A 14,540-nucleotide genomic window follows, 5' to 3' on the forward strand; every position below is an offset into this window, starting at 1 on the left:
AGCGGTTAACAGAGCCGGCGGCGGGCAAAGGTAGTCCGACGGGCCGGTCGCCAGTCGCTCGCGCAGCTTTCGAGATGCCGCGCACCGCGAAGCAACTTATGCTCGCTTCGCTGATCCCGGCTGAACAGTGAAGCTGCGGCGGGATCCAGGCGGGAAGGGAGGCGGCGTGGACACGGTGCTCGGGCTGTCGATGACATCGACCGGTATCGCGTGGGTCCTGCTCGAAGGCCAGGATGCCGATGCCAAGACGGTGGACCACGACCACTTCGCCGTCGTCGCCGACGTGGCGACCGACGGGGACATCTCCACCCACCAAGCAGCGGTGCGGGGCGCGCGGGCGATCGCCTCGGCCAGTGGCCATCGGGTGGACACGGTCTACATGACATGGAGCGCCGATGTCGGCGCGAAGGCCGAACTGCTCCGAAAGTCGTTGCTCGACATGGGATTTGCAAGGGTAACCACGGTACGGATGGCGGATGCCGCTCGAACCTGGGCCCGGGAGACCGGGCCCGACGACGAATTCGACGGGTGCGCGGTGTGCGTGGTGGAGTCCTCTGCCGTCACGGTGGTGTCGGTGCTGGGTGACAACGTCGGTACCGCGATGACGCACATGCGCGAAAGCGCGGACGGCCTGGCCCGGTGGCTCACCGGCTTCTTCGACGACGAGGAGATGCAGCCGCGGCGGCTCTACCTGATCGGCGCCCGCGGGGACCTGGAGCTGATATCCGGGCCTTTGGATCAGGCCCTCGGTGTCCCGGTCGTCTCATCCGACGACGTCCAACTCGCACTCGCCCGCGGCGCCGCACTGTCGGGCCCGGCAATCAGCGTCGCGGCGCCGCCCCCACCAGCGGGGGAGTCAAGGCAGCTGCGTTCGCGTCGGCGATTGAGTCCGCACGGCCGGGCTGCGATGTTGCTCGGGGCGGGCGTGATCGCCCTGTTCGCCTTCGGCCCGGAGCTCGCCCGCTGGGACTCGCCGGAAGCCAGGGTCGACCCGTCGGCAGAAACGTCGGCTGTGGAACCCGCTGCCGCGGTGACGGACGTCGGCCCGTCGATGAGCGTGCACGCCGTGCCGTCGCGGCCCGTCGTCCCGATCGTGGTCAAGGAGGTGATCGCCAAACCGGTGGCGGCACCGGCCATGTCGACCCCGCTACCGTCGACGAGCGACGTCGCAGAGGGGACCGCCGTCGCGCCGGAGGTCGCGGCGCAGCAGGTCACCGAAACGGTGGAGCCGCAGGTTGAAGCCGTTCAGGAGCCGCCTGCAGCCGTGGCTATCGCGCAGGCAGAACCCGCGTCCCCGCAGCCCGCTCCGCAAAACCCGGTGGCGCCGCCGCCGGCCTTCGTGCCGGCTCCCGACCCCGTCCAGCTGGCGCTGAGCCCGCTGTTCGGCGGGCTGCCCTGAGCCGGGCGGCTACGGCGTCGTGGTCCAGTTCCAGATCTCAGGCTGGCTCGGCGGGTAGTTCATGCACACGTCGGTCGCATGCGCGACGACACCCTTGTTGTTGAAGAACAGCTTGGCCCAGTTACCCCACCGGGTGGCCATCTGCTCGTAGAACACGTTGGTCGCGGTGTTCTCCGCGTACTGCCGGCGGCCCGCGTAGTCCAGCGAGAAGAACCAGTAGATCCGGTCGCGGGCACCCTTTTGCACGTCCGCGGGCCGGTTCCGGTAGTCGATCATGTAGCGCTCGAAGTAGAACGGGTCCTCATCGCGAACGGCGGCCATGTACTGGTCGACCGTGCAGGGGGTCCTCATGATCCGGTTCGGGATCGGGTAGTCGTCGGTGGCGTCGGCGGCCGCGGTGGCCGGGAAGATCATCGCCGCGCAGCCGAAGGAGGCCAGCGCAATGGTGGCTTTACGGAACACTTTCGGACTCCTAGCTCTGCCGGTTACGGGCTTGGTCGAGGGTCGGAAGCAGGTCGGGGCAGTAGAAGCGCAGCGCTCCGGCCAGGAACTTCCACGACTGGTCGGTGCTGTTCTGACCCCGTGCCAGCTGCTTCTGGACGAACTGTGCCGAGGCGAACGCATCGCGGTCGACACCCTTGCGTATGCGCTTGCAGGTGATCTTGCCGATCCAGGCGTTGTAGTCCTTCTGCCCGTAGATGCCGTATGTGTGCAACTCGTTGCTGAAGTCGGTGTCGATGTCCTGCGCTTGGGCGGGTGCGGCCAGCACCAGCGCCGCCGCTGCGGCAGCAACCCCACTGATCAGTCGTTTCATGACTGTGCTCCTTCCCCCCCTGACGGCGTCAGTTCCCTCGGTTTCGGCCACGGTACAGGCACTGGACGTTCTCGCACCCGCTGTGGCCACCAGAACCACTTACCCATGAGCGCCGCGATGGACGGCGTCATGAATGCCCGGATGACAAGAGTATCGAACAACAGGCCGAGTCCGATGGTCGTTCCGACCTGTCCGATGACTGTCAATTCGCTGACGGCCATCGACATCATCGTGAAGGCGAACACCAACCCGGCCGAGGTCACGACCGAACCGCTGCCGCCCATCGCCCGGATGATCCCGGTCTTGATTCCGGCGTGTAGTTCTTCTTTCAACCGGGAGACCAGGAGCAGGTTGTAGTCGGCGCCGACCGCCAACAGGATGATGATCGCCATCGCCATCACCATCCAGTGCAGCTCGATGCCCAGGATGTGCTGCCAGATCAGGATCGACAGACCGAACGACGCGCCGAGCGAGATCACGACCGTGCCGACGATCACCGCGGCGGCGACGACTGCGCGGGTCAGGATGAGCATGATCGTGAAGATCAGTGCGAGCGCGAGGATGGCCGCGATCATCAGGTCATAGCTGTTGCCGTCCGACATGTCCTTGTAGACCGCGGCGGTGCCGGCCAGATAGATCGTGGAGCCCTCCAGCGGCGTGCCTTTGATGGCCTCCTTGGCCGCCTGCTTGATCGCGTCGATGCGCGCGATGCCCTCGGGGGTCATCGGGTCACCGTCGTGGGCGATGATGAAGCGCACCGACTTGCCGTCCGGGGAGATGAAGTTCTCCATGCCCTTCTTGAACTCTTCGTTGTCGAAGACCTCCGGCGGCAGGTAGAAGGAGTCGTCGTTCATCGACGCATCGAAGGCATCACCCATGGCAGTCGAGTTCTCCTGCATGGCTGCCATCTGGTCCTGCAGACCCTTTTGCGACGAGTACATCGTCAGCATCATCGTCCGCATCGTCTTCATCGTTTCAATCATCGGCGGCATCAGCGTGACCATCTGCGGCATCAGCTGATCCAGCCGCTCCATATCGGGCAGCAGGGCCTGGATGTCGTCGGTCATCGTGTTGATGCCGTCGAGGGTGTCGAAGACCGATCGGAACGCCCAGCAGATCGGGATGTTGAAGCAGTGCGGTTCCCAGTAGAAGTAGCTGCGGATCGGCCGGAAGAAGTCGTCGAAGTTGGCGATGTTGTCGCGCAACTCGGCCACGTCGACCGTCATGTCCTTCATCTTCGTGACCATGCTGTGCGTGGTCGCGGCCATCTCCTCGGTGAGCTTGGACATCCGCTCCATGTTCGCGATGGTCTTGGACATCTCGTCGGCCTGCACCAACATGTCAGCCATCCGGTCCTGCAGGTACTTCTGGTTCATCTGCTGGGTGGTGCCCTGCATGCTGATCTGGAACGGGATCGACGTGTGCTCGATGGGTTTACCGTCGGGCCGGGTGATGGCCTGCACGCGGGAGATCCCGGGCACGCGGAAGATCTGCTTGGCGATCTTGTCGATGACCAGGAAGTCGGCGGAGTTGCGCAGGTCGTGGTCGCTCTCGATCATCAGCAACTCGGGGTTCATCCGCGCCGGCGAGAAGTGCCTGTCCGCGGCGGCGTAGCCCTCGTTGGCCGGCAGGTCGGCGGGCAGGTAGTTGCGGTCGTTGTAGTTGGTCCGGTACCCCGGCAGCGCCAGGAGGCCCACCAGCGACAGGGCCACCGTCGCGACCAGGATCGGTCCGGGCCACCGCACGACGGCCGCGCCGACCTTGCGCCAGCCCCGCACCCGCATCGCCCGCCTGGGTTCGAGCACCTTGCCGAACCGGCTGGCGAGGCTGATGATCGCCGGACCCAACGTCAGCGACGCCACCACCGAGGTCACCATGCCGACCGCCAGCGGCACGCCCATCGTCTGGAAGTACGGCAGCCGGGTGAAACTCAAGCAGAACAGCGCGCCCGCAATCGTCAGACCGGAGCCCAACACCACGTGCGCCGTGCCGTGGAACATCGTGTAGTACGCGGTTTCTCGGTCTTCTCCGGCTCCGCGCGCCTCCTGGTAGCGGCCGGTGAGGAAGATCGCGTAGTCGGTTCCCGCGGCGATCGCCAACGTCACCAACAAGTTGGTCGCGAACGGGGACAGCCCGATGATCTCGTGGTAGCCGAGGAACGCCACCACGCCGCGGGCCGCGGTCAACTGCAGGACGACCATCACCAACGTCAGAAGGACGGTGACGATCGACCGGTACACCAGCAGCAGCATCGTGATGATCACGGTGAACGTGAGGGCCTCGATGACCCGCATGCTGCGGTCGCTGGCGATGTGTTGGTCGGCGGCAAGGGCGGCGGGTCCGGTCACGTAGACCTTCACGCCGGGCGGTGGCTGCATGCCCGCGACCAGGTCCTGGACCGCCTCGACCGATTCGTTGGCCAGCGCCTCGCCCTGGTTGCCGGACAGGTACACCTGCACGTAGGCGGCTTTACCGTCGCTGCTCTGCGCGCCGGAGGCGGTGAGTGGATCGCTCCAGAAGTCCTGAACGCTCTGGACGTGCTTCTTGTCGGCTTCGAGCTTGGCGACCATCTCGCCGTAGAAGGCGCGGGTGTCCTCACCGAGGGGCTGCTCGCCCTCGAGCACGATCATCGCCGAGCTGTCGGAGTCGTACTCCTGGAAGACGTGGCCGACGCGCTTCATCGCGATCATCGACGGCGCGAAATCCGGGCTCATCGAGACGGCGCGCTCCTGGCCGACTGTTTCCAGTTGCGGCACAGTCACATTGAGCAGCGCGATCAGTGCGACCCAAACCAGGATGATCGGAACCGCGAAGGTGCGGATCGTCCGTGCGATGAAGGGGCGCTTGGCGCGCCGAAGGGGAGGGAAGGCGTCCGTCGGGGCCTCGTTCGTCGGTGAGGTCATGCGGATTTCACAAAGCAGAAGGTTTGGGCGTTCACGCCGGTGGAGGTTCTTTCGTCCTTGATTTCGTCATCGACGGTGATTCGGCAGGTGATGGTCTGGCCGTCTCCCTGGGCGACGATGTTGGGCGCGGCCGACGGCGCCGTGGTCTGCAGCGTCAGCGTCCAGGGCAGCGACGCGCCGTCGATCCGTTGCGGCCGGGCGTCGAGGTCCAAATAGTTGATGTCCGCATACGATCCGCTGCCGAAGATCTCGTACTTGATGACCTTCGGGTCGAACGGTTCGGGGTCCTCGGCGAACACCCGGGGGGTGACGATGATGCCTTCGGCGCCGAAGAAGGTCCGGATGCGGCTGACCGTGAAACCCGCGATGGCCACCACGACGATGATGACGATGGGCAGCCAGACCTTTCTCGCCTTCCGGAGCATTACTGCGCCCGCCCGATGCAACCCATATCCGCCCTCAAATCTTATTCGTCGTTGTGCATGCGTCTCTGCGTAACTTAGCCCGTATAAGTTCTCATTTGGCCCTAGGTTAACTCAAGTCGGAGTGCTGCTGGTCACCCGTGCGTTCGCAGTGTGGGCCAGCTCACGATCACTTGATTTCGAAGCGGTCCAGGTAGCGTCCGATGAACGCTTGCGCCTCGGCATGACCTCGGGTTATGCCCAGCCCCCGTTCGAGAAGGACGATGCGGGCCAAGCTGGTGATGATCATAGACATGACTACGGGCGGGAATGCCTCGACGTCTGCGCCGTGCGCCGTCATCGCCGCGGCCACGACGCTTTCTTCGACGCCTCCGAACCGCTCTGCGTAGGCCGCAATCTCACTGCGGATGGCCTTGCGATGGTTCGCCAGGGCCATGAACTCCATGAACAGCCGCGCCCCGTGGGTGCTGTTGAGGCGCCACAGCGCGTGCAGGGGTTCGTCCGCACCGGCCGCTTCACGCTGACGGGACAGGTTCGCCTCGGCGCCTTCGCGCAGGACGGCAAGGAACAGGTCGTCCATGCTCGGGAAGTAGTAGTGCACCAGCGCGGGCTTCACCCCCGCCCGGGCGGCCACCCTCCTGGACGTGGCTGCGGCGTACCCCTCGTCGAGCATGACCTGGGCCGTCGCCTCGATCAGAGCCGAGCGCGCGGCGGACTCCCGACCACCCCTTGACCGCTCGACGACGGGGCTGCTAGACATGGCGCCAGCCTAGATGTTGGGCGATCGCCCAACAAGTGAGGGGAGCTGCGGCGATGGCGGGTCGGGTAGCAGACAAGGTCGCGTTCGTCACCGGTGCGGCACGGGGCCAGGGGCGCAGCCACGCGGTGCGGTTGGCGCAGGAGGGCGCCGACATCATCGCGGTCGACATCTGCCGCGGTTTCGCGGACTCGACCGCACCGGCGGCCACACCCGAGAACCTCGCCGAGACCGCCGACATGGTCAAGAACCTCGACCGCCGCGTCGTCACGGCCGAAGTGGACGTCCGCGACTTCGAGGCGCTGAAGTCCGCCGTCGACAACGGCGTGGAACAGCTGGGCGGCCTCGACATCGTCGTGGCCAACGCGGGTATCGGCACCACCGGCGTGAAGCTGCACAAGATGGACGAGGACCGCTTCGACGAGACGATCGATGTCAACCTCGGCGGCGTGTGGAAGACCGTCAAAGCGGCGGTTCCACATCTTCTCGCCGGCGGCCGGGGCGGCTCGATCATCCTCACCAGCTCGGTCGGCGGCACCAAGGCCTACCCGCAGGTGGGCCACTACATCGCCGCGAAGCACGGTGTCGTCGGTCTGATGCGCACCTTCGCCGTCGAACTCGGAGCGCACTCGATCCGGGTCAACAGCGTGCACCCGACCCATGTGTGCACGCCGCTGTTGATGAACGAACCGACATACCGGCTGTTTCGTCCGGACCTTCAGAATCCGGGACCCGATGACCTCGCGCCGATCTGCCAGTCGTTCCACTACCTTCCGATCCCCTGGGTGGAGCCGGTCGACATCAGCAACGCCGTGCTGTTCCTCGCGTCCGACGAAGCCCGCTACATCACCGGCGTGACTCTGCCCGTCGACGCCGGCAGCCTCCTGAAGTAGGGAGAACCGATGACCGCTGTTGACGAGAAGGCCCACGGCAGCGCCGTTTACTACGACCCGTACCGGGTGGACATCGTCGCGGACCCGTATCCGACGTATGCCCGCCTGCGCGAGGAAGCCCCGCTCTACTACAACGAGCCCTACGACTTCTGGGCGTTGTCCCGCCACGATGACGTCGAGCGCGCACTGCTGGACTGGCAGACGTTCTCCAACAGCCGGGGAGACATCCTCGAACTCATCCAGTCGGAGTTCGAGATGCCCAAAGGCGTGATGATGATGGAGGATCCGCCGGTTCACACGATGCTGCGCGGCTTGATGTCGCGGGTGTTCACCCCGCGCCGAATGGCCGCGCTCGAGGACCAGATCCGCCAGTACTGCGTCAACTGCCTCAATCCGCTGGTCGGCTCCGATCGCTTCGACATCATCGCCGAACTCGCGTCGATGATGCCCATGCGCGTCATCGGCATGTTGCTCGGCATCCCCGAATCCGAGCAGGTGTCGGTGCGCGACGCCAACGACGCGAGCCTGCGCACCAAGCCCGGCTCACCCATGAAGGTGGTACGCGCGGACAAGATCGCCGACGGCAGCATCTACGCCGAATACGTTGACTGGCGCGCGAAGAACCCCTCCGACGACTTGATGACCGCCCTTCTCAACGTCGAGTTCACCGACGAGAACGGCGTGACGCGCAAGCTGACCCGCAAGGAGGTCCTGCATTACACGCAGGTCGTCGCGGGCGCCGGCAACGAGACCACGGGCCGACTCATCGGGTGGCTGGCCAAAGTCCTCGCCGAGCACCCCGATCAGCGCCGCGAAGTGGTGCAGGACCGGTCGCTGCTGCAGCGTGTGGTCGACGAGACGTTGCGATACGAGCCGACCGGTCACAACGTGGCGCGTTTGGTCACAAGGGATTTCGAGGCGCACGGGCAGACCGTGCCGGCGGGCAGTGCGATACTCCTGATGTTCGGGGCGGCCAACCGGGATCCGCGCCGCTACGACAATCCGGACACGTTCGACATCCACCGCGACAACATCAGCCACATCACGTTCGGCAAAGGGGTGCACTACTGCCTGGGCGCCAACCTCGCCCGGCTGGAGGGGCGGGTCGCGCTCGACGAACTGCTCAACCGGTGGCCGGAGTGGGACATCGACCCCGAGACCGCGCGTCTGGCGCCGACGTCGACGGTCCGCGGCTGGGAACGGCTCGACGTCGTATTGCCCTGAGGCGGGCGGCAATGCGTTAACGGGTGGATCTCACGCACCTGGTGCGGGCTATCAACCCGCTAAGCGACGATTCCGGGCCCCGCTGGTTTGCGGCGGCCCGATTCTGGGCAAGCTCGACGCATGAACAAGATCGTTTCTCGTGGGATGATCCTCGCCGCGGCCGCCGGCCCGATCGCGGCCTTTTCCATCGCAACGGCGGCAAGCGGCTCGGCTCAACCGATCAACTGTCCGAGCGGGCAGTGGTGGGATCCGGTCGCGAACGTGTGTCGCGGCCCGGTGGCGAACGTTCCGCTGGCCTGCGCCCCCGGCGAGTACTGGAACCCGATCTCCAACGTCTGCCGTCCCCTCGGGCAGTACTAGTCGCGGCATACCGGGCGACCGTCACGAGGCGCCCGCGCAACTGAGCCGGGGCCCAGCCGCCGGCGCGCTAGTCGAGCGCGAAATCGATGACACCGCGGATGAGTTCACCGTTCAGCAGGTCCTGGTAGGCGGTGTTGATATCGTCCAGTCGGTACCTGCGGGTGATCATCTCGTCGAGTTGGAGCAGGCCCGACTGGTAGAGACCGGCCAGCCGGCTGATGTCGGCTCGCGGGTTACACGAACCGAACACGGTGCCGACGAGGTTCTTGTTCCAGAGGATGAAGTCCTGCAGCGCGATCGTGACTCCTCGCGTCGTCTGGGCCGTCATCCCGGTCAGTACGCAAGTTCCGCCCTTGCGCGTGAGTTTCAGGTAGGCGTTGACGTCCTCGCCGGCGATCAGCGACGGCGCAACCACCACGCCGTCCGCCATGACCCCGTCGGTGAGGTCGCGGACGAGATCGAGCGCTTCTGTGACGGTCGAAACACTCTGTGTGGCACCGAACTGCAGCGCCGCCTTCCGTTTGAACTCGACGGGATCGACGGCCACGATCTGCGCGGCGCCGTTGATCCGCGCGCCCTGGATAGCCGCGGTTCCGATGCCACCCGCCCCGATGACCACGACGGTGTCACCGCCGCGCACAGCGGCTCGGTTGGCTGCCGAGCCATAGCCGGTCGGGACGGCACAGGACAGCAGCGCACTCGCGACGAGGGGCACGCGCGGGTCGATCTTGACCAGCGAGTGCACCGAGACCACGGTGTGCCTGGCGAAAGCACCGACCTTCGACAGATGCCCGAGCGGGCTGCCGTCGAGGGAGTGATGGCGGAACGTCTGGTCGGTCGGCATCCCGGGGGCCATGGTGCCTGCGCCCTCGTCGCACAGATACTCCATCCCCGAGGCGCACCAGCGGCATCGGCCGCACACCGCGACAAACGACATCACGACGTGATCGCCGACCTCGAATTCCACTACACCCTCGCCGATTTCGACCACAGTGCCGGAGCCCTCGTGGCCGCCGATCATCGGGAACATCGGCGTCAGACCGTACTGGCGGGCGACCTCGTTGGAAACCGACATGTCACCTTTGAGGATGTGATCGTCGGAGTGACACAACCCGGCGGCGGCCATTTCGACGAGCACCTCGCCGGCCCGCGGGGGGTCCAACTCGAAGTCTTCGACCGACCACGGACCGCCGACGTCGTACAGGATCGCGGCCCGGCTCCTCATCCGGTCGGGCGGAAGGTGACCGGAAGGTGTATGGGGGAGCGGAACGGCAGGCCGGCGAGCCGGGTGTCGTCGTCGACCTGTAACTCGAAATCCGTTGCGCGATCGAACAAGCTGGTCAACATCACCCGGGTCTCCACTCGGGCCAGATGCATTCCCAGACAGCTGTGCAGCCCACCGGCGAACGAGGTGTGAGCACGCCGCGGGCGGTGGATGTCGAACACATTCGCGTTGTCCCAACGCTTTTCGTCGCGGTTTGCCGAACCGATACAGAGGTTGACCTGTGCACCCTGCGGTATGGGGACACCGTGGATCTCCACATCGCACGTCGTGGACCTCGGAACCGTCACCAACGGCGTCTCGAAACGCAATCCCTCCTCGAACGCGGCGGGGATCAACTCGCGGTTGCGTTGGACCGCATCGAGTTGGTCAGGGTGCGTCAACAGCAGATACAGCAGGTTGCCCGACGACCGGTACGTGGTCTCGAGCCCGGCGGGAAGCAGCAGCCGCAGAAACGAGATGATCGCCTCGTCGGTCAGCCGTTCGCCGTCGATCTCGGCGCCGACCAGGTCGCCGATGACGTCGTCGGTCATCCTGCGGCGCCGTTGGTCCACCTGGTCCTGGAAGTAGGTGCCGAGTTCGACCGAAGCGGCCAATCCTGCCTCGATGTCCTCGGTGATCGAGATCAGTTCGAGCGAGAGGCGGCGGAACAGCTCCAGGTCGTCTTGCGGGAGCCCGAGCAGCTCCGCGGTGACGCGGGTCGGGAACTCGAAGGTCACCGCCTTGACCAGATCGACCTCGCCGTCGTCGATGAACTCGTCGACCAACTTCTCGCAGATCGGCACGATGACCTCGGGCTCCCACTGGGCCAGCGCGGTCTGCCGGAACGCCTTGGCCACCAGGCTGCGGTGGTCGTGATGTTGCTTGCCGTGCATCCCGAGGATCGTTGGGCCGAACACCAACTCGATGGTGCGGTGGTACACCTCCGAGCCGTAGACGTCGCTGTCGCGGAAGGCGTTGTACACGCTGTCGAAGTCGAACAGCGTCCATTCCTCTGGTGGCAGCAGCTCCGGCGGCACGCTCGAGGTGTCCATGATGGTGCCGCGCCAGACCGGTTCGGTTCTGCGCATGCGCTCGAAAAACGCGTAGGGATCGCTCGCCACATCGGGAACGGTCTGGTCATCCGAACGGGTGCTGATCGTCACCTTGCCTCCCGGCAGCGGGGTTGGCGCTCTACCCGCCTATCTTTACTATTTTAGGTAACCTAGGTCAAGGTAACCGAGAGGACGTGATGCGGCGCCGACCGGTGTGTGCCATCGAGGACCTGCCGCCAGGAAGCATGAAGTTGGTGCAGGCAGGAAAGTTCGGCGTGGGCGTCTACAACATCGACGGTTCGCTGTACGCGATCGCCAACTACTGCTCCCACGAGGGTGCGCCCCTGTGCGCCGGATACGTCCGGGGCACCACCGAGTATGCGCCCGAACTCCCGGACCGGGTTCGCCATGTGCGCACCGGCCGGATCATCCGATGCCCTTGGCATCAATGGGAATTCGACATCCCGACCGGCCTCAACGTGGCCGACCCGACGAAACGGGTGCGCACCTACGAGGTCGAGGTCGCCGACGGGCAGGTGTACCTGACCGCATGACCGTCATCGACGCATCCGTGCAGCCGCACTTCCGCTACAACGCCGAGATCCGGCGCTACCTGGCCGAGCCGCACAAACTTCGTGCGATACCCGACGTCGAGCAGCAGTGGTATCAGGCGCCGGGCGGGGACTACCGGCCGGATCTGTACGACGACGGCTATCCGGGATCGGACCCCGACGTCGTGGCACGCCACCTGTTCGACGAGGGCGGAGTGGACTACGCGATCCTCAACCCGTTGACCAGAGGCAACATCGCCGACTATCTGCTCAACAGCCGCATCTGCGCTGCGGTCAACGACTGGCTGCTCGACCGTTGGCTCGAACCCGACGGCACCGGACGATTCCGCGGCACCATCCGGGTCAACCCCGAGGACGTCAGGGGCGCGGTCGCCGAGATCGAGCGGTTGGCCGACCATCCGAGGATGGTTCAGGTCGGCGTCCCCATGCAGTCGCGTGAGCCGTACGGCAAGCCGATGTTCGAGCCGATCTGGGAGGCCGCCGCGGCGCACGGGCTTCCGGTCGCAGTGCGCATCAACGGCGGTAACGGTGTCGACCACGCGCCGACGTTCGCCGGGCACGCACACACCTATCCCGGATATGCGTCGTTCATGCCGCTCAACGGTTTCGTCCATCTGGCGACGCTGATCATCGAGGGGATGTTCGGCAGGCACACCGGCCTGAAGTTCGTCTTCGCCGACGGCGGCTATGACATCCTCACCCCGCTGATGTGGCGACTGGACACGTTCTGGATGTCGGTACGGGACCAGACCCCCTGGGTCGATCGCCATCCCAGCGAGTACCTACGCAACCATGTCCGGTTCTGTACGTCGGCTTTCGACGGTCCGACCGCCGAAGGCCAGGCCGCGCGCTGGATGGACTTCACCGACAAGGCGGATCTGGTGATGTACGGATCGAGTTATCCGCATTGGTCGGCGATCACACCGGCCGATGCGGTGCGCGGCCTCAACGAGTACCAACGCGATAACCTGCTGTGGCGCAACGCCAGTGAGCTGTATGCGCTGGAGGCCGAGGTGACGGTGACATGACAGCCATCGCATCGGCTCCACACGCCTCGGCCGTCGACGTCTCGGTCACGATCGTCGACACCGATGTCCACCCGATGCCGGTATCGGTCGAGACCCTCAAGTCGTATGCGCCGCCGAAGTGGCGGGACACGCTGTGGCCGACGGGAAACGCCGTGTCGCCGGTGCCGCATTTCTACGACACGCCCGACTCCTACAAGACGAACTCGCTGCGCGTCGACGCCGGCCCACCGGGCGGTGGATTACCGGGCAGTGACCCCGACTTCGCCGCCAAACAGTTGCTGGTCGACGCCGGCGTGAGCATCGCTGTGCTGGAACCGATGTGCGACGCGCAGCTTCCGCAGGCCGAACACATCCTCAAGGCGACCTACAACGACTGGCTGGCCGACGTGTGGCTGGGGGGCGCCAACTGGCATGGTCGCTGGCGCGGAACGATCAGCGTGACGGCGCAGGATCCGCACGCCGCCGCCACCGAAGTCGAACGCTGGGCGGGGCACCCCTACATGGCCGAGGTGCTGGTGACGCCGCAGACCCGCGGAATCCCGTTCGGCAGCCCACATTTCGATCCTCTGTATCGCGCAGCGGCCCGGCACGGCTTACCGATCGCCACACATCTGATGGGCCAGACGCCGTTTGAGCTGATCCCGATCTATCCCGTGGGCAACCCCGCACACTGGCACGACTTCTTCGCGTCCTGGCCGCTGCTGTACGTCTCGCATCTGATGAGCCTGGTCTTCGACGGGGCGTTCGACCGGCATCCGGATCTTCGCGTGGTTTTCGTCGAAGGTGGCTTCACCTGGGCGATGCCGGTCATGTGGCGGATGGACCGCATCTGGGAGCAACGCAGATCCGATCTGCCGCACGTGAAGCGTCGACCGTCCGAGTACGTGCGAGAACACGTGCGCTTCACCACGCAGCCGTTGGAGGAGGTCCACGTCGGCGTCTACCGCGAGTACCTCGAGATGATGGACCTCGGCGACAATTTGATGTTCTCCACCGACTACCCGCATTGGAGCTACGACTCGCCGGAGTGGGCTGTCCGCCGTTTCCCCGCCGACCAACGCGAGCGCATCATGCGTGGTAACGCCACCGCGCTGTACAAGCTGCCCTCGACGGTCAAGTCTCTGTAGAGATTCCGGCGCGACGTTGCGCTTCGAGCGGGACGATCGGCGGGCGGGCGGAGGGCCCCCGCGTGATTGCGTGCAGTCGGATTTCGGGGACGTCGACCGCCGGGTCGACGGTGTCGAGCCAGGCGACGGCGTCGGCCACGTCCGCGGCTCGGATCGCGTACATCTCGAAGGGCACATCCTGCAGCATCTCGGTTTCGACCGGGCCGGGCGTGACCACATGCACGTTGATCCCGTCGCGGTCGACCTCCTGCGCGAGCGCGCCTGCGAACGCGTTCATGCCCGCCTTCGCCGCCGAGTAGGCGGTACGGGCCCGCATCGGCTCATGCGCGGCCGAGGACGAGATGAACACGAACCGGGAACCGGCCCGCATCCGCGGCAGCGCAGCCGATGTCACCACGAAACAGGAATCGAGGTTCGCCGACATCGTCGCCCGCCACTGTTCGAAAGTCTGCTTGCGCGCGTAGGTTCCACCGAGAACACCCGAAGCGTGCACGAGTAGGTCGATGGTTCCCGCGGCTTCGACCGCGGGACCGAACCCCGATGGCAGGCTAGCGTCGGCCACGACGTAGCGCGCACCAATCTCCTCGGCGGCGGCCCGCAACGGCGCCTCCCGACGCGCCGTCAAGACGACGTCGTAGCCGATTTCGGCGAGCTTACGGCCGCATGCCTTCCCGATGCCACCGCTGCCGCCGGTGATCAAAGCCGTCCGCATACAGTGCCTTTCG

The 14,540-nt window shown here is 65.6% G+C and carries 15 protein-coding genes; 7 read left to right on the forward strand and 8 right to left on the reverse strand.

What is annotated here, in order from left to right:
- The first annotated feature begins 166 nt into the window (after nt 1–166).
- A complete protein-coding gene (locus tag AU072_RS14765) occupies nt 167–1,399 on the forward strand; it encodes a DUF7159 family protein (RefSeq protein WP_064414470.1) in 1,233 nt (410 codons plus the stop codon).
- Between the two features lie 9 nt (nt 1,400–1,408).
- Here the strand turns inward: AU072_RS14765 and AU072_RS14770 are convergent, their stop codons facing one another.
- The 5 genes from AU072_RS14770 to AU072_RS14790 form a co-directional block, all read right to left on the reverse strand.
- The gene (locus AU072_RS14770; RefSeq protein ID WP_407937604.1) at nt 1,409–1,861 is read right to left on the reverse strand and encodes a DUF5078 domain-containing protein; all 453 of its coding nucleotides are present in this window, start codon (nt 1,859–1,861) and stop codon (nt 1,409–1,411) included.
- A 10-nt stretch (nt 1,862–1,871) separates the two neighbouring features.
- Entirely contained in the window at nt 1,872–2,213 is a 342-nt protein-coding gene (locus AU072_RS14775; RefSeq protein ID WP_064414471.1) for a DUF732 domain-containing protein, read from the reverse strand.
- Nucleotides 2,210–5,116, reverse strand: a complete 2,907-nt coding sequence (locus AU072_RS14780; protein WP_064414472.1) for an MMPL/RND family transporter — start codon at nt 5,114–5,116, stop codon at nt 2,210–2,212. The genes AU072_RS14775 and AU072_RS14780 overlap by 4 nt, the downstream gene beginning before the upstream one ends.
- A complete protein-coding gene (locus AU072_RS14785; protein ID WP_064414473.1) occupies nt 5,113–5,541 on the reverse strand; it encodes an MmpS family transport accessory protein in 429 nt (142 codons plus the stop codon). Before AU072_RS14785 ends, AU072_RS14780 begins: the two co-directional genes overlap by 4 nt.
- A gap of 166 nt (nt 5,542–5,707) precedes the next feature.
- Nucleotides 5,708–6,298 (reverse strand): TetR/AcrR family transcriptional regulator, encoded by a 591-nt coding sequence (locus AU072_RS14790; RefSeq protein WP_082680879.1) that lies wholly within the window; start codon nt 6,296–6,298, stop codon nt 5,708–5,710.
- A gap of 53 nt (nt 6,299–6,351) precedes the next feature.
- Between AU072_RS14790 and AU072_RS14795 the strand changes: the two genes are divergently transcribed.
- The 3 genes from AU072_RS14795 (at nt 6,352) to AU072_RS14805 (ending at nt 8,772) form a co-directional block, all read left to right on the forward strand.
- Complete coding sequence (locus AU072_RS14795; protein WP_064414474.1) at nt 6,352–7,188, forward strand: mycofactocin-coupled SDR family oxidoreductase; 837 nt, start codon at nt 6,352–6,354, stop codon at nt 7,186–7,188.
- Nucleotides 7,189–7,197: 9 nt separating this feature from the next.
- Nucleotides 7,198–8,412, forward strand: coding sequence for a cytochrome P450 (locus AU072_RS14800; RefSeq protein ID WP_064414475.1), 1,215 nt, complete (start codon nt 7,198–7,200; stop codon nt 8,410–8,412).
- A gap of 120 nt (nt 8,413–8,532) precedes the next feature.
- The gene (locus AU072_RS14805) at nt 8,533–8,772 is read left to right on the forward strand and encodes a hypothetical protein (RefSeq protein ID WP_064414476.1); all 240 of its coding nucleotides are present in this window, start codon (nt 8,533–8,535) and stop codon (nt 8,770–8,772) included.
- Between the two features lie 67 nt (nt 8,773–8,839).
- Here the strand turns inward: AU072_RS14805 and AU072_RS14810 are convergent, their stop codons facing one another.
- Together AU072_RS14810 and AU072_RS14815 are read right to left on the reverse strand one after the other, a co-directional pair.
- The gene (locus AU072_RS14810; RefSeq protein ID WP_064414477.1) at nt 8,840–9,997 is read right to left on the reverse strand and encodes a Zn-dependent alcohol dehydrogenase; all 1,158 of its coding nucleotides are present in this window, start codon (nt 9,995–9,997) and stop codon (nt 8,840–8,842) included.
- The gene (locus AU072_RS14815) at nt 9,994–11,199 is read right to left on the reverse strand and encodes a cytochrome P450 (RefSeq protein ID WP_064414478.1); all 1,206 of its coding nucleotides are present in this window, start codon (nt 11,197–11,199) and stop codon (nt 9,994–9,996) included. The genes AU072_RS14810 and AU072_RS14815 overlap by 4 nt, the downstream gene beginning before the upstream one ends.
- 86 nt (nt 11,200–11,285) lie before the next feature.
- Here AU072_RS14815 and AU072_RS14820 point away from each other — a divergent pair, with 86 nt between their 5' ends.
- From AU072_RS14820 to AU072_RS14830, 3 genes are read left to right on the forward strand one after another with little or no spacing between them, the layout of a single operon-like run.
- Entirely contained in the window at nt 11,286–11,642 is a 357-nt protein-coding gene (locus AU072_RS14820; protein ID WP_064414479.1) for a Rieske (2Fe-2S) protein, read from the forward strand.
- Nucleotides 11,639–12,688 (forward strand): amidohydrolase family protein, encoded by a 1,050-nt coding sequence (locus tag AU072_RS14825; protein ID WP_064414480.1) that lies wholly within the window; start codon nt 11,639–11,641, stop codon nt 12,686–12,688. Before AU072_RS14820 ends, AU072_RS14825 begins: the two co-directional genes overlap by 4 nt.
- Nucleotides 12,685–13,815, forward strand: coding sequence for an amidohydrolase family protein (locus tag AU072_RS14830; protein WP_064414481.1), 1,131 nt, complete (start codon nt 12,685–12,687; stop codon nt 13,813–13,815). Before AU072_RS14825 ends, AU072_RS14830 begins: the two co-directional genes overlap by 4 nt.
- Here the strand turns inward: AU072_RS14830 and AU072_RS14835 are convergent.
- Nucleotides 13,802–14,527, reverse strand: a complete 726-nt coding sequence (locus tag AU072_RS14835; RefSeq protein ID WP_064414482.1) for an SDR family NAD(P)-dependent oxidoreductase — start codon at nt 14,525–14,527, stop codon at nt 13,802–13,804. The two genes, AU072_RS14830 and AU072_RS14835, sit on opposite strands and share 14 nt — an antisense overlap.
- Nucleotides 14,528–14,540: the final 13 nt, after the last annotated feature.

Origin of the sequence: Mycolicibacterium novocastrense (assembly GCF_001499835.1) — a bacterium.
In the GTDB taxonomy this organism is placed as follows: Bacteria; Actinomycetota; Actinomycetes; order Mycobacteriales; family Mycobacteriaceae; genus Mycobacterium; species Mycobacterium novocastrense.

Excerpts from the sequence above, each read along its gene's own strand:
- AU072_RS14810 (WP_064414477.1), bottom strand. The coding sequence starts at position 9,997 with ATGAGGAGCCGGGCCGCGATCCTGTACGACGTCGGCGGTCCGTGGTCG.
- AU072_RS14835 (WP_064414482.1), bottom strand. The coding sequence starts at position 14,527 with ATGCGGACGGCTTTGATCACCGGCGGCAGCGGTGGCATCGGGAAGGCA.
- AU072_RS14800 (WP_064414475.1), top strand. The coding sequence starts at position 7,198 with ATGACCGCTGTTGACGAGAAGGCCCACGGCAGCGCCGTTTACTACGAC.
- AU072_RS14830 (WP_064414481.1), top strand. The coding sequence starts at position 12,685 with ATGACAGCCATCGCATCGGCTCCACACGCCTCGGCCGTCGACGTCTCG.
- AU072_RS14795 (WP_064414474.1), top strand. The coding sequence starts at position 6,352 with ATGGCGGGTCGGGTAGCAGACAAGGTCGCGTTCGTCACCGGTGCGGCA.
- AU072_RS14775 (WP_064414471.1), bottom strand. The coding sequence starts at position 2,213 with ATGAAACGACTGATCAGTGGGGTTGCTGCCGCAGCGGCGGCGCTGGTG.
- AU072_RS14825 (WP_064414480.1), top strand. The coding sequence starts at position 11,639 with ATGACCGTCATCGACGCATCCGTGCAGCCGCACTTCCGCTACAACGCC.
- AU072_RS14805 (WP_064414476.1), top strand. The coding sequence starts at position 8,533 with ATGAACAAGATCGTTTCTCGTGGGATGATCCTCGCCGCGGCCGCCGGC.
- AU072_RS14790 (WP_082680879.1), bottom strand. The coding sequence starts at position 6,298 with ATGTCTAGCAGCCCCGTCGTCGAGCGGTCAAGGGGTGGTCGGGAGTCC.
- AU072_RS14785 (WP_064414473.1), bottom strand. The coding sequence starts at position 5,541 with ATGCTCCGGAAGGCGAGAAAGGTCTGGCTGCCCATCGTCATCATCGTC.
- AU072_RS14820 (WP_064414479.1), top strand. The coding sequence starts at position 11,286 with ATGCGGCGCCGACCGGTGTGTGCCATCGAGGACCTGCCGCCAGGAAGC.
- AU072_RS14780 (WP_064414472.1), bottom strand. The coding sequence starts at position 5,116 with ATGACCTCACCGACGAACGAGGCCCCGACGGACGCCTTCCCTCCCCTT.